General features: G+C 46.8%; 10 protein-coding genes, 4 tRNA genes and 2 pseudogenes. 7 read left to right on the top strand and 9 right to left on the bottom strand.

All coding sequences use genetic code 11. The annotated features are described in order from the left end of the window. Positions 1–199 (top strand): annotated as a pseudogene (locus CWO27_RS23180) (elongation factor P); the annotation flags it as partial. Positions 200–874: 675 nt separating this feature from the next. Here the strand turns inward: CWO27_RS23180 and frdD are convergent. The 4 genes and pseudogenes from frdD to frdA form a co-directional block, all read right to left on the bottom strand. Next, a pseudogene (gene frdD, locus CWO27_RS23170) lies at positions 875–1249 on the bottom strand (fumarate reductase subunit FrdD); the annotation flags it as partial. A gap of 12 nt (positions 1250–1261) precedes the next feature. Further along, positions 1262–1645, bottom strand: coding sequence for a fumarate reductase subunit FrdC (gene frdC, locus CWO27_RS23165; RefSeq protein ID WP_048607793.1), 384 nt, complete (start codon positions 1643–1645; stop codon positions 1262–1264). A 1-nt stretch (position 1646) separates the two neighbouring features. Next, positions 1647–2411 (bottom strand): succinate dehydrogenase/fumarate reductase iron-sulfur subunit, encoded by a 765-nt coding sequence (locus CWO27_RS23160; protein WP_009847917.1) that lies wholly within the window; start codon positions 2409–2411, stop codon positions 1647–1649. Further along, on the bottom strand, positions 2411–4234 hold the full coding sequence (frdA, locus tag CWO27_RS23155) for a fumarate reductase (quinol) flavoprotein subunit (RefSeq protein WP_107899583.1): 1824 nt from the start codon (positions 4232–4234) through the stop codon (positions 2411–2413). The genes CWO27_RS23160 and frdA overlap by 1 nt, the downstream gene beginning before the upstream one ends. 450 nt (positions 4235–4684) lie before the next feature. Here frdA and epmA point away from each other — a divergent pair, with 450 nt between their 5' ends. Further along, a complete protein-coding gene (gene epmA, locus CWO27_RS23150; protein WP_107899582.1) occupies positions 4685–5656 on the top strand; it encodes an elongation factor P--(R)-beta-lysine ligase in 972 nt (323 codons plus the stop codon). 53 nt (positions 5657–5709) lie between these two features. Here the strand turns inward: epmA and CWO27_RS23145 are convergent, their stop codons facing one another. The 5 genes from CWO27_RS23145 to rsgA form a co-directional block, all read right to left on the bottom strand. Next, entirely contained in the window at positions 5710–6597 is an 888-nt protein-coding gene (locus tag CWO27_RS23145; RefSeq protein WP_048661408.1) for a DMT family transporter, read from the bottom strand. A 162-nt stretch (positions 6598–6759) separates the two neighbouring features. Continuing rightward, positions 6760–8640, bottom strand: a complete 1881-nt coding sequence (locus CWO27_RS23140) for a methyl-accepting chemotaxis protein (protein ID WP_107899581.1) — start codon at positions 8638–8640, stop codon at positions 6760–6762. A 528-nt stretch (positions 8641–9168) separates the two neighbouring features. Then, on the bottom strand, positions 9169–10584 hold the full coding sequence (locus CWO27_RS23130) for an SLC13 family permease (protein ID WP_107899580.1): 1416 nt from the start codon (positions 10582–10584) through the stop codon (positions 9169–9171). 321 nt (positions 10585–10905) lie between these two features. Further along, the gene (asd, locus tag CWO27_RS23120; RefSeq protein WP_107899578.1) at positions 10906–11817 is read right to left on the bottom strand and encodes an archaetidylserine decarboxylase; all 912 of its coding nucleotides are present in this window, start codon (positions 11815–11817) and stop codon (positions 10906–10908) included. A 125-nt stretch (positions 11818–11942) separates the two neighbouring features. Continuing rightward, positions 11943–12998: a small ribosomal subunit biogenesis GTPase RsgA gene (gene rsgA / locus CWO27_RS23115; protein ID WP_048663217.1), complete on the bottom strand. Its 1056-nt coding sequence runs from the start codon at positions 12996–12998 to the stop codon at positions 11943–11945. A 150-nt stretch (positions 12999–13148) separates the two neighbouring features. Here rsgA and orn point away from each other — a divergent pair, with 150 nt between their 5' ends. The 5 genes from orn (at position 13149) to CWO27_RS23090 (ending at position 14346) form a co-directional block, all read left to right on the top strand. Then, on the top strand, positions 13149–13694 hold the full coding sequence (orn, locus tag CWO27_RS23110; protein WP_010434065.1) for an oligoribonuclease: 546 nt from the start codon (positions 13149–13151) through the stop codon (positions 13692–13694). A 180-nt stretch (positions 13695–13874) separates the two neighbouring features. Next, a tRNA-Gly gene (locus CWO27_RS23105) sits at positions 13875–13950 on the top strand. 53 nt (positions 13951–14003) lie between these two features. After that, positions 14004–14079, top strand: a tRNA-Gly gene (locus CWO27_RS23100). Between the two features lie 49 nt (positions 14080–14128). Next, positions 14129–14205, top strand: a tRNA-Met gene (locus CWO27_RS23095). Positions 14206–14287: 82 nt separating this feature from the next. Continuing rightward, positions 14288–14346, top strand: a tRNA-Gly gene (locus CWO27_RS23090).

Raw genomic sequence — 14346 nt, 5'->3', positions numbered from 1 at the left:
CACAGTAACTCCACCAAACTTTGTTGAGATCGCAGTAACAGAAACCGATCCTGGCCTTAAAGGCGACACACAAGGTACTGGCGGTAAGCCTGCAACTCTAGCAACTGGCGCGGTTGTTCGCGTACCTCTATTCATCGCAATCGGTGAAGTTGTTAAAGTTGATACTCGTACTGGCGAATACGTTGGTCGTGTGAAGTAATTTGATTGTGCCCATCTTGTTTTGGATGGCTCAGTACAATGAAAAAGGTCGCTCATGAGCGACCTTTTTTGTATCTGGCGGTCAGGAAAAGCAGAAGGGCAGATTCGAGTAAGCGAGATGCGGGATGCGAAGAGCTTAAGAGTAGATGCGAGTAAGCGAGATACGGGATACGAAGAGCGGAAGAGGAAGATACGCGTAAACGAGATGCGCGATACGAAGAGCTTGAAGGGCAGATGCGCGTAAACGAGATGCGAGATACGAAGAGCGGAAAGGGTAGATGCGCGTAAACGAGATGCGGGATGCGAAGAGCTTGAAGGGCAGATGCGAGTAAGCGAGATGCGAGATACGAAGAGCTTGAAGGGCAGATGAGAGTAAGCGGGATGCGGGATACGAAGAGCTTGAAGGGCAGATGAGAGTAAGCGGGATGCGGGATACGAAGAGCGGAAAGGGCAGATGCGCGTAAACGAGATGCGAGATACGAAAAACAAAAAAAAAGCAGAGCTGGATAACCTAGCTCTGCTTTCGCTTTTCTGCTCTTAAGCTTTTCGCATCTCGATTACTCGAATCCCGCATCTGCTTTAAGCTCTTCGCATCTCGATTACTCGAATCCCGCATCTGCTTTAAGCTTTTCGCATCTCGATTACTCGAATCCCGCATCTGCTTTAAGCTTTTCGCAATGAAAATAACAGACAATGCGCTGATTAGGCCAGCAAAGAAGTAGCAACCCACTTTACCCGCAACACCGACGTGGAACTTAAGGTCGTGCATGCCGTGGTGAAGACGGTGCATTGCGTGCCACATTGGCAGTGCTAGCGTACCGATGATGAATAGCGCACCGATGATGCTGGTGGCAAACTCAGACACACGCTCGTAGCTCATTGCGTCCGCATCGATGATGCCCATTGGCACTAAGATACCTAACACTAAAATCGTGATTGGTGTGATCATCGCGAACCAAGTACCGCCAGCGCCGAATAGGCCCCACCAGATTGGTTCATCAGAGCGTTTCGGATTGTGGTTAACAGGTTTTACTTTGTAATTTGTGTTCATAACGAAAGCTCCTTACACCACAACAAGAACGATTAAAGAAATAAAAGCCACCGCTGCCCACTGGGTCAGTACGATGATTCTTTTATCAACCAATTTGCCTTTAAGACGGATTGGCATTACTTGAGGCATCATGCTGAAGAAGGTCTGAGCGTGCAGCAAGCTGCCTAGCAGTGCCACGATGTTGATACCAACGACGATAGGGTTGGCCATAAAGCTTAACCAACCAGCCCAAGCTTCAGGGCCTTTCACTAGTGCACCCAAACCGAAGGTTAGGAACAGAGTGAATAGAATCAAAGGCAGTACAGTCGCTTCACGTAGCATGTAGAAGCGGTAGAACGGATGGTTGCTCCACCACGTTCTCTTCATCTCACGAACATAAGGCTTACGATTGCTCATATTATGCCTCCTCTGCTGTTTTTACTTGCGATCCATCAGGCTTGAACATCGAGATAACGAAGTCCATTGAAGACTCAACTTTACCTTGGTTCACTGCCGCTGCTGGGTCTACTTTCTTCGGACATACGTCAGAACAGTAACCTACAAACGTACAACCCCAAGCGCCGTTGTCGCCATTGATAAGCTTCATGCGTTCAGCTTTACCATTGTCACGGCTATCTAGGTTGTAGCGGTGAGCAAGAGCAAGTGCCGCAGGGCCGATGAACTCAGGGTTTAGACCAAACTGAGGACACGCTGCGTAACACAAACCACAGTTGATGCAGCCCGCGAACTGTTTGTACTTCGCCATTTGCTCTGGAGTTTGGATGTTAGTACCGTCTTCTGGCTTGCGGTCGTTACCAATGATGTATGGTTTGATTGCTTCAAGGCGCTCGATGAACGGTGTCATGTCGACAATCAAATCTTTTTCGATTGGGAAGTTAGCTAAAGGCTCAATCTTGAAGCCATTCGGGTAGTCACGTAAGAAGCTTTTACATGCCAGTTTTGGCACGCCATCAACCATGATGCCGCAAGAACCACAAATCGCCATACGACAAGACCAACGGTAAGACAGGTCTTTATCTAGGTTATCTTTGATGTAACCGATCGCATCAAGCACTGACATGGTTTCATCAAACGGAACTTCAAAGGTTTGAAAGTGAGGTTCTGCATCGTGCTCAGGGTCATAACGCAGGATTTCAATTTTTTGGATTCGATTCGCTGACATTATACTTGCTCCTCTTCGCTCTTCTTCGCATTCTCTTCTGCTGCTTTTTCAGCGGCAGCGGCTTTCTCAGCAGCTTCACCGTACAGACGAGCTTTAGGTTGAGATTTGGTGATCTTAACGCCGCTGTAGTCGATGGTTGGTGCTGCATCTTCGTTGTAGAAAGATAGAGAGTGTTTCAGGAAGTTCACGTCATCACGTTCTGTGCAGTTGTCGTCTAGACGTTGGTGTGCACCGCGAGACTCTTTACGAAGGATCGCTGAGTGAACCATCGCTTCTGCAACTTCAAGGCCGTAACCCACTTCGATAGCGTAAAGTAGGTCTGTGTTGAACACTTTGCCTTTGTCTTTAATGCTGATCTTCTTGTAGCGCGCTTTCAGTTCAGTGATTTTGTCGATGGTCTTTTGCATCAAGTCTTCTTGACGGTAGATACCACAACCCGCTTCCATGGTGTGACCCATTTCAGTACGGATATCAGCCCAGTTCTCATCGCCTTCTTGGTTTAGTAGACCGGCGATGCGATCTTCAACCGCTTTCACTTGCTTAGCGATAGACTCTTCATTCCAACCTTTGAATTCAGCTGCACGTTTCACAGCTTGTTCACCGGCTACGCGGCCAAATACTACGAACTCAGCCAGAGAGTTAGAACCTAGGCGGTTTGCACCGTGTAGGCCAACAGAAGCACACTCACCAACAGCAAATAGGCCTTTGATGCGAGTTTCACAAGTACCGTTAGTTTCAATGCCACCCATGGTGTAGTGAACGGTCGGACGAATTGGGATTGGCTCTTTTGCTGGGTCTACGTTTACGTACGCTTTTGCCAGCTCACAGATGAACGGTAGACGCTCTTGCAGATACTCTTCACCAAGGTGGCGAAGGTCAAGGTGAACTACATCACCAAGAGGGTGCTTGATGGTGTTGCCTTTCTGCTGTTCGTGCCAGAATGCTTGGGAAACTTTGTCACGAGGACCCAGTTCCATGTATTTGTTTTTCGGCTCGCCCACTGGAGTTTCAGGGCCCATGCCGTAATCTTGTAGGTAACGGTAGCCGTTCTTGTTGACGATGATACCGCCTTCACCACGACAACCTTCGGTCATCAAGATGCCAGTGCCCGGTAGGCCTGTTGGGTGGTATTGAACGAACTCCATGTCACGCAGTGGTACACCGTGGCGATAAGCCATTGCCATACCGTCGCCCGTTACGATGCCGCCGTTGGTATTGCAGTGGTAAACACGACCTGCGCCACCGGTTGCTAACACAACAGATTTCGCTTTAATCGTAACAAGCTCACCTTCAGACATATGAATCGCGATTAGGCCTTGTACTTCGCCATCTTCAACGATCAAATCCACCACAAAGTACTCATCAAATCGTTTGATTGTGTCGTACTTCATCGAAGTCTGGAACAGAGTATGAAGCATGTGGAAGCCGGTTTTATCCGCTGCGAACCACGTTCTCTCTACCTTCATACCGCCGAATCGGCGTACGTTTACTTCACCGTTTTCTTTACGACTCCATGGGCAGCCCCATTGTTCCATTTGGATCATTTCGCGAGTCGAGTTTTCAACAAAGTATTCAACAACATCCTGTTCACATAGCCAGTCGCCACCGCCAACAGTATCGTTGAAGTGGTTATCTAGACTATCTTCGTCTTTAATTACCGCTGCTGAACCGCCTTCTGCAGCTACCGTGTGCGAACGCATTGGGTAAACTTTAGAAATCAGTGCTACTTCCAATTCAGGATTAGCTTCAGCTGCTGCAATTGCTGTACGAAGACCAGCGCCGCCTGCGCCGATGACTGCGATATCTGTGGTAATTGTCTTCACAGTTATTCTCCAGTGTGATGCGGAGTATTCCGCTTGTAATTATAAAAAGCATTTAGAGAGTACTTAAACGGCATCAACCGTTTATCACCCCTAAGCCTTAAGTGGTAGGTTCAGTGTAAGAGAGGAAGGTATTCGAAAAGTTGATGCATTTGGGTTTTTAGGTCGGTAGTGCATATGGAGGCATAGAATTTATAGGTTATGTGACTGCAATCACGGCAATGAATTGTTGATAACGATTAGCCCACAGGGCTTGTGTTAACGGCTTGTTGAGTATGATTTTTGTTATCAATGTGGATGTGAAAGCTGTATTGATAATTGTATTGTAGAACGTAATTTTCTGGCTTCATTAAGGCAACATTTTGCTTTCATCTATAGAAAGATAGAAGCTTACAAAAGAGGCGAAAGGTGGTAATTTCCGTCGCCTAGAATTCAGTAATATGGAACTTAATAATGCACTCAACATGGCAACCAGCCGCAACCATTAAGCAGTTAAAGCAACGTGCTGATATCCTTAATCAAATCCGTCAGTTCTTTGCTGAGCGAAACGTGATGGAAGTGGATACGCCTGCGATGAGCCACGCCACGGTGACGGACGTGCATTTACATACTTTCAAAACTGAATTCGTAGGGCCGGGTTATGCGCACGGTCAGCCCCTGTTCTTTATGACTAGCCCTGAGTTTCATATGAAACGTCTATTAGCGGCGGGCAGTGGCTGTATTTACCAAATTTGTAAGTCTTTCCGTAACGAAGAAAATGGCCGTTATCACAATCCTGAGTTCACCATGCTGGAGTGGTATCGCGTCGGTTTCGATCACCATGACTTAATGGATGAAATGGATCGGCTGTTGCAGCAAATCCTCAAGTCGGGCTCAGCACAGCGAATGACTTACCAACAAGCCTTTATCGACGTGTTAGGTGTGTGTCCCCTTGAAGATTCGATGGATACCCTGAAACAAGCGGCAGCGAAACTTGGGCTCAGCGACATTGCTGATCCTGAAGAAGATCGCGATACGCTATTGCAGCTTCTTTTCAGTATTGGGGTGGAAGCAAAGATTGGCCAACAGGTGCCAGCCTTTGTTTATGACTTCCCAGCCTCACAAGCGGCATTAGCTAAGATTAACCCCGAGGATTCGCGAGTGGCGGATCGCTTTGAGGTGTATTTCAAAGGCATCGAGTTAGCCAACGGCTTCCATGAATTAGATAAGCCACAAGAGCAGCTCAAGCGCTTTGAAGATGACAACGCCAAGCGTATTGAGATGGGCTTATCGCCTCAGCCGATTGACCATCACTTGATTGAGGCATTAAAAGCGGGTTTACCAGATTGTGCGGGTGTTGCTTTGGGTATCGATAGGTTGATTATGCTGGCTTTGGGTTACGACCACATCGATGATGTGACCGCTTTCCCGTTCCCACGTTCTTAGCTTTTTGTTTTTGTTTTTAGCGGATAATTAATCGTCATTAACTATCCGCTTCACTAGCTGACTAGAATACCAGTGCCCACTACGGCAACAATGGCTCCGATCCAAGCGTAGGCATTTGGTCTCTGCTTGGTGTAAAGCCAGAGTATTGGTAACAACATAATCGGTGTGGTTGAAGATAACAAAGCAACCATGCCGACATTGCCTTCCTGTAACGCATACAAGATCAGCGTCATTCCCACTGCCATCGCTAAAAAGCCGTTAACTGCCGTAATCGCAAATATCTGACCATTCATCGGGTTGATTGCGCGTGACAGCTTGGCACCTGTTAAACGAAATGCGGAGTGGGCGACAAAGGCGGTGATCATCCGAATCGCAGAAGCTGCTACTGGATCGATGTTGGTTTGCATTACCGGCTTTGCAATGATGCCACCCAGTGCTTGGCAAATCGCAGCTGTAATTCCCAGTGCAACGCCAATCCAAACGGTGCCTTTGATGGTTTCGAGTTGGTTGTTGGCTTGTCCTCGACGACCAAAGAATATCGCGGTTAATACACCACTGAACACCAAAGCTGAGCCAATTAGCTCAACAGAAGTCATGCTTTCGCTAAACAGGAAGTAACCGAGAATCGCCGAGAACACGGCGTGACAAGAGAACAGCAAACCCGCTTGGCGCGGTCCCATTCGGTTCAGACAGGCAAATAGGGCGGTATCACCAATGAATATACCAATCAGGCCAGACAGCATCATTGGCGTGACTAGATTGGCTTCGACAGTTGACCAACCTCCGGTAAACCAAGCCATACTCGATAAGATGATTGCGGTACAACCCATTCGCCAGCGGCTGTAGGCGAAAGAACCTAAGTGCTGAGCAGGCTTTACTGACATTAGGCTCGCAATCGCCCAAAGAAAAGCGGCAGCTAGAGCTAACCATTCGAATCCCATCTGAATAACATCCTTGTGTCTGGGATAAATTAGCTCATCAATATGCATCAAACCGAACTGAGAACAAAGTGATTCTTATGAAAAGAACCACTTTGTTTCAGTTATCGGTTTACGTCACCTGCCGCTCGGTGGTGAGGTTTAACTTATGTTGCTTGAGATGAGTTATACCTTAAAGCGCTCCACATCTCGGCGCATCGACTCGGCAGCGCTACTCATCTCATTTGAGCTATTGCGACTGCTTTCAGCTTGCTGTGCTAGGTCGTCAGAGGCATCTTTGATCCCTTGCGTATTACGGCTGATGTCTTCGCTTACCGCGCGTTGCTCTTCTGCAGCACTGGCTATTTGCAGTGCCATATCGTTGATTTCAGTGATGGCTTGAGTGATTTTAGAGAGGCTGCCATGAGCTTGTTCTGCGAAGCCAACGCTATTCTCTGCCAGTTGGGTGCTGGTGGTCATGCTTTCAACGGCATGTTCGGTATTCTTCTGCAATGTATCAATCATCACGCGGATCTCTTCCGTTGAGCCATGCGTTCTTTGGCTTAACACTCGAACCTCGTCTGCGACAACGGCAAAGCCACGACCTTGTTCACCTGCACGCGCGGCTTCAATTGCAGCATTCAGTGCCAATAGGTTGGTTTGCTCGGCAATGCCTTGAATAGTTGACAGGATTTGGTTGATGCTTTGCGCGTTGTTTTCCAGTTCTCGGATGACATTGGCCGCGTCTTCCACTTGGGTCGCAAGACTAGTGATGGCATCGCGGTTTTGTTGAATTACTTCTTGGCCGTCATTACAAGCGGTTGCAGAGGCTTGAGAAGCCGATGCCGTTAACTCGGCATGGCTCGCCACTTCGGCTGCGGTGGCCGACATCTCATGAATCGCGGTCGCAATCTGGTTGATATCGTTTTGTTGATTCTCAACTCGAATGGAGGATTGGGTCGCCAGTTGGTTGGCCTTTTCGGCATGATTGTTAAGATCGTGGCTGTGCTCTATGACGCCCTTCAACATGCTTTGCATCTGGCTTAAGAATTGGTTTACAAGCTCGGCCAGTTTGCCTATCTCATCCATACGCGTGATATCAATACGTTGAGTGAGGTCACCTCTACCTTGAGCGAGTTGAGTCAGCGCTTCTGATAAGGTTTGTAATGGAGAAAGCAGGCGGTTGATCACCATTGTGCTCGCAATCGAAATGACGATGTACAAAACCAAAGAGGTTAGGGAGATGAATTGAATCGCATCAGAGACCGCAGAGAACGCCATTTTTTTATCGATAACAATACCTAACGACCAATCGGTATTCGGGACATTGGCAATGTAGACCAGTTTATCCCCTTGGCCTGGCCAAGTTAGCGTGGTGATCGTTTGGTCTTGGATCAATTGCGACACTTTGTTTGCAGTGAGTCCTGGGTTCAAACTGGTTAGTGGTTTCTGACTTAGCTCTTCATCCGTGTAGGCAACGATGTTGTTGTTACCATCCACTAAAAACGCAAAGCCATCGTTATCCAGTTTTACATTGAGAACCGTATCAATAATGCTGGTGACGGTTAAGTCTGCTGCGAGGACACCTTGTCTTTCACCGTTGAATGCTTTCGCAAAGCTGATGACAATGCTGCCATCGAAGTCTTGATAAGGCTCGGTAATGATGAGGTTTGATGTTGCGTTGGCATCTTTATACCAAGGGCGGGTGCGTGGGTCATAGCCTGCTGGCCAATCTTCACCTTTATCGCCATATGCGATAGTGCCATCGCTGAATCCCGCATAAACAGACAAAAACTGCCCGGCTTGTTTGGTGATCAATAACTCGCGGTCAGAATTACTATTGCTTGAAATAGTCGGCTCGTTAGCAAGCATCATATCGCTGCGAGTTGAGAGCCAATCGGCAATATAATTGGTAGTACCGACACTGACATTTTTCATTTCTTGGTTGATCGCGACTTCAGTCTCTTGAGTCAGTTGATTAACCGATATCCAAGCTTGAGCGCCACTCACGACGGCAATAATGACCGCAATAGCGATCTGAATTTTAAATTTAATAGTATGTCTCAAGGTCCATTCCTCTCTGATTAGACAAAAAACTAGGGCGTGTTGACCTTTCGCGGTTCAATTTTGTTCGAGATAAAAGCGTTTTAATCGCGGCGAGGGGGAAGTAGCCTAGCCATTCTAAGCAAATCCCCCTCAACAAAGAGTAAAACGCTTTTAGCCGAACCCTTCGGGCAGCGTTTGCTGGTCATTTCTACTGCGTTATCGGCTTCTCATGTAGGCTAGCTACACATCAAAACCTCTGCCTTGTAGACATACCCAGCAATTCGCTGCAAAAATCAGCTCGAAAGGTCAATACGCCCTAATGACAGTGACGTACTTGATGGTGAATTAATGTGTCTCTGATGCGTGTATATTGCCGCTGTCTCGGTAGTATTAAACGTGTTTAAAATCAAAAATCTAAAATGAATCATCGTTATTTTTAATAAACCGTGAAGTAGAATCACAATTATCTATCGATAAAAAAACTGATAAACCCACCAGATAGCGAAATCACTATTGCTATCTGATGGGCTGTAGTGAGGCGTTAACGTGCTAGGTGATGATAAACAGCGCGAGGTAAACCATCAGCAAGCCGACAATACCCAAGATGATACCCATCTTAGCCATGTCTTTGCTTTCGATAAGTCCGGTTGAGTAAGCCAGTGAGTTTGGTGGTGTCGATACTGGAAGAATCATGCCGAGTGATGCTGAGAAGGCAACTACAACCAGCAAGCCTTGCAGGCCACCAATCGCAACTAGGCTTTCCATTGAAGCACCAATCGCAGCGGCTATCGGCATCAGTAAGTTGGCGGTAGCGGTGTTTGACATGAAGTTCGCCATCAACCAACACACGATAGATAGCGTGAGAACTACGGCTGCTGGAGAGAGCGACTCATAGTCAATCGCGTGTGCTAGCGCCGCAGCCAAGCCTGTCTTATCAAGGCCGATACCAATCGCAATACCACCTGCAACCAGCCACAATACATCCCAGTTAATCAGCTTGAGCTCTTCTTTGCCCATGATGCCTGTAAGAGTGAAGACAGCCAGTGGAATGATAGAGACCACATAAGTGTTCATGCCATGCAGCTTGGTGGTCATCCACAATAAGATGGTCGCAGCGAAGGTGATATAAACCACAATCGCTCGCCAACTCTTTCTGAATTTTCCATCGAGCTTAAGCACCATGTTCTTCTGCTTGGAAGGAAAGATTTTCTGAAGAAGGAACCAAGCAACGGTGAGTTGGATGATCACAAAGGGTAAGCCCATCATCATCCAGCTGAGGAAGTCGATGGTGTTTTCACCGGTTAGGTATTGCAGTGCAATGGCATTGGGTGGCGTGCCGATCGGTGTCGCGATACCACCAGTATTGGCCGCGATTGGAATACACAACACGAGCGCTTTGATACCCATATCGCCTTTTGGTGCAGAAGCCACGATAGGGCCGAGCAGTGCCAGCATCATAACTGTGGTAGCGGTATTCGACATGAACATCGAGAACACTGCGGTGATCAACATTAAACCCAGCATGATGAAGCGTGGCTCGGTACCGAATGGTTTCAGTAGCACTCGAGCTAGGTTGTTATCGAGTTCGTACTTGGATGCAGAGATCGCAAGAGCAAAACCACCCATGAATAGGATGATGATCGGTGATGAAAATGCACCGAATATGTCGGTATATTTGATTAACTCACCGAGATCGTGTCCTGCAGGTGGATTTCTAAACAGGTGTAAGCCTTTGTCAGAAATCATTACCAGCTCAAGTGCAATGATCAGTATTGAGGTAGCGAAAACCGGAACAGGTTCAAGCACCCACAGCAGAGCTGCCAATAAGAATATCGCCAACAAGCGGTGTTGAATCAGCGTGAGATCATCGATTGGTATTGAATCTATCGGCATGAACAACACGCCTAAGGGAATCGCAAAACAAATCAACAGCTTGACCAGAACGCCAACATTGAGTTTAGGCATGTACAAAGACCCTATGAATAAAATATCTTCAAATAGAGTAAGTTATCTGGATTTTTGGTACTTGGAGACGGGTTGTAAAATCGAAAAGTTGTTTAAGGTTTCGACAGTTGTTTTGTTTTTGGTCAATCTTTTATCTGGGCAATTTGAGGCAAGAGTGAGAAGCAACAGGTGGCTGGGCTGGGCTTGAGGATTGAGGATTGAAAGCTTGGGTTATTAGAGCTTGAGTAGCAAATGAATCGGTAGAGTTAAGAAAAAGGCGCGTTCTTCTCTAAATATAGAAAGATAACGCGCCTTTAAAACTAAATGAGTTAACTCAAACCGTTAAGCTTGGTCGATGTTCTCTGCTGAATCCACAGCTTCAGTCTCAACTTCTTTACCAGCAATGTGCGCGAAAGGGGTACCAAGAACGGTTTTCTCACCATTTTGCATCGTGTCGTCAAACTTGATCGCATCTTTAGCGAACAGGTTGATAACCGTTGAACCAAGCTTAAAGCGGCCCATCTCTTCACCTTTCTTCAAGATGATGGCGTTATTGCCTTGTGCTGGGTAATCCCACTTGTACACAGAGTTACCACGCGGTGGCGTGATGGTGCCAGCCCATACTTGCTCGATGCTGCCTACGATCGTTGCGCCAACCAACACCTGTGCCATTGGGCCAAATTCAGTATCGAAAATACAAACCACACGCTCGTTACGTGCAAATAGGTTTGGAACGTTCTCTGCCGTTAATGGGTTAACTGAGAAAAGGTCACCCGGAACGTAGATCATCTGGCGTAGTGTGCCGTCGCATGGCATGTGCACGCGGTGGTAATCACTTGGAGACAGGTAAAGTGTTGCGAATTCGCCGTCTTTAAACTCATCCGCTAGCGCTACATCACCACCCAATAGCTCGCGAGCTGAGTAGTCATGGCCTTTAGCTTGAATCAGTTGACCGTCAGTAATTGGGCCAAATTGGCTTACACGCGCATCTGCAGGGTGAACAATAACAGACTCGCCTTCAGCGATAGGACGCATACCTTCTTTCAATTCACGCACGAAGAATTCATTGAATGTTTTAAAGTGTTTTGGATCGCTATGCAGAGCTTCATCCATGTTCACTTTGTATTGCTTGATGAACCAGTTGATGATCGCTGTCGTTAAGCCGCCCGCTTTAGCAGACGCAAGTTTGCCGACTAGACGAGTCAGTCCATGTTGTGGAATCCAGTACTGCAATCCAACTTTAATCTTATCCATTGTATTAATTTTCCAATGCTAATTGTGTTTCAATTAAATCTGTCGATGACGGTTTAGGGCGCGAGATGTTACTTAAATTCGCGCCAATTGTCAGTAAATGCACACATTTGTTCACAAAAACGCGATTAGAGATCGGCTTTTTTGTTGCGTGAATACTGACGGTTATCTTTGTTACTCGCCATGCTTTCAATGATGCGGTGGTAGTTGTCGAAACGTAATCGACTGATCTTGCCGTTTTCTACCGCTTCGCGCAGGATGCAGCCTGGGTCATCGTTGTGTTTACAGTCGCGGAATTTACAACCGCCAAGGTAAGGCTTGAACTCGATGAAGGCTTCCGTGATTTCATCGGCTTCTAGGTGCCATAGGCCGAATTCCCGAACTCCTGGTGAATCAATCAGATCACCACCAGAAGGGAAGTGGTATAAACGAGCTGCCGTGGTGGTATGCTGGCCAAGACCTGAGTTCTCAGAGACTTCGCCTTCTTCAATGTCGAGCGTTGGCATCAATGCATTCACTAGGCTTGATTTACCCACACCTGATTGACCAACAAAGATGTTGATACGGTCTTTAAGTTCAGCTTCTAGCTCTTTGATGCCGTAGCCAGACTCTTTACTCACGAACATCACTTTGTAGCCGATCTTCTCGTACTCTTTAAGTGTTTCACGGTATTCAGCAATCTGCTCATCAGTCAGCAGGTCGACCTTGTTCAGCACAACAAGCGGCGCGATGTTCACTGTTTCTGAAGCTATCAAATAGCGGTCGATAATATTAAGTGATAGCTCTGGTAGCACAGCCGATACGATAACCATTTGGTCAACGTTCGCAGCTACCGGCTTTAGGCCATCGTAGTAATCAGGACGAGTCAGCATTGAAGTTCTCGGTTCAACCGCTTCCACAACGCCAGAAATGCCGGCCATGGATTCTAAGCCTGCGCGCCAAGTCACTCGGTCACCAGAAACTAAAGTCTCGATACTACGGCGTAAGTTACAACGATGAACTTCGTTAGTTTCAAGATCTTCGATATCGGCATGTTGGCCAAAGCGCGTAATTACGAGTCCGCTTTTGGTTCCACCAAGCATGTTCTCATCCCACTGGATAGAATCTTCTTTCTTGAGTCGCTTGTTCTGGTTGCTACGTACTCGACGTACTTGACCTTTGGTTAACTTCTTTTTTTTAGCCACAATTTTTCACTTAACACATCTAACTTGATGATTGGGGACTCAAACTGGATGTTGCTGGTACCACATGATTTCGATGGTCCTAAAGCTAGTTTGAGTATAGTTATTTGGGTATAGTACCTCTTTTACACATAAACAAATAGGCGACGCCTTATGTCCTTTAGCGATCAGAACCTTATTTGGGTTGATCTAGAGATGACAGGACTTGATCCTGAAACTCATAAAATCATTGAAATTGCTACTATCGTTACTGATAGTGAGCTTAACATCCTGGCTGAAGGACCTGTTTTGGCTATTCACCAACCTCAGAGTGAATTGGACAAGATGGACGAGTGGTGCACAACGACTCACACTGGTAGCGGTCTCGTGAAGCGAATTCAAGAAAGCACCGTTTCAGAGCAAGATGCCATCCAACAAACGATTGAGTTTCTTGAAAAATGGGTACCAAAAGGTAAGTCACCGATTTGTGGTAACAGCATTGGTCAAGACCGCCGTTTCCTATACAAGCACATGCCTGAGTTGGAAGAGTACTTCCACTACCGTTATGTTGACGTTAGCACTCTGAAAGAGCTGACTCGTCGTTGGAAACCTGAAGTGTTAGATGGTTTTTCTAAGTCGGGAAGTCACCTTGCGTTAGACGATATTCGAGAGTCGATCGCCGAGCTGCAGTACTACCGAAAAACGATTATTAACATCTAGTCGAATAAAATGATCACGTTTATCTAACTTTTCAGGGACATAAGAGCTGTTTTTTTTGCAAATCTGTGTGCTTTTACAGCAGTTGAGTAAAAAGTTTCGTAATTTTGCATTAAGGACTTGCATCACAAAAAAATGCTCTTATAATTCGCAGCCCTGAACGGCGAAAGACGTTTTCAGATTGCGATACTAGCTCAGTTGGTAGAGCGCAACCTTGCCAAGGTTGAGGTCATCGGTTCGAACCCGATGTATCGCTCCAATTTGTAGGTTATGGCGAAAGCGGTAATCGAAAGGTGAAAGACCTTTTATAATGCGATACTAGCTCAGTTGGTAGAGCGCAACCTTGCCAAGGTTGAGGTCATCGGTTCGAACCCGATGTATCGCTCCAAATTAGCCTTTTAAAGGCAAGAGTCATTGACTTAAACAATGCATCCGGACGCGGGATGGAGCAGTTTGGTAGCTCGTCGGGCTCATAACCCGAAGGTCGTCGGTTCAAATCCGGCTCCCGCAACCACATTACAGTTAAGCGCTATCTGTTGCCCAAGGCGGTAAGAGCTGCCCAAGGCAGTAAGAGCAGCGATTAACTAATGCGATACTAGCTCAGTTGGTAGAGCGCAACCTTGCCAAGGTTGAGGTCATCGGTTCGAACCCGATG

It is taken from the genome of Vibrio sp. 10N.286.51.C3 (assembly GCF_003050065.1).
Lineage (GTDB): Bacteria > Pseudomonadota > Gammaproteobacteria > Enterobacterales > Vibrionaceae > Vibrio > Vibrio crassostreae.
Note: the sequence above shows the minus strand (reverse complement) of the source record. Positions and strands in the feature narration are given on the sequence as shown.

Coding starts and splice junctions, on each gene's coding strand:
- asd (WP_107899578.1), bottom strand. CDS start 11,817: ATGGATAAGATTAAAGTTGGATTGCAGTACTGGATTCCACAACATGGA.
- frdC (WP_048607793.1), bottom strand. CDS start 1,645: ATGAGCAATCGTAAGCCTTATGTTCGTGAGATGAAGAGAACGTGGTGG.
- CWO27_RS23145 (WP_048661408.1), bottom strand. CDS start 6,597: ATGGGATTCGAATGGTTAGCTCTAGCTGCCGCTTTTCTTTGGGCGATT.
- CWO27_RS23130 (WP_107899580.1), bottom strand. CDS start 10,584: ATGCCTAAACTCAATGTTGGCGTTCTGGTCAAGCTGTTGATTTGTTTT.
- orn (WP_010434065.1), top strand. CDS start 13,149: ATGTCCTTTAGCGATCAGAACCTTATTTGGGTTGATCTAGAGATGACA.
- epmA (WP_107899582.1), top strand. CDS start 4,685: ATGCACTCAACATGGCAACCAGCCGCAACCATTAAGCAGTTAAAGCAA.
- CWO27_RS23160 (WP_009847917.1), bottom strand. CDS start 2,411: ATGTCAGCGAATCGAATCCAAAAAATTGAAATCCTGCGTTATGACCCT.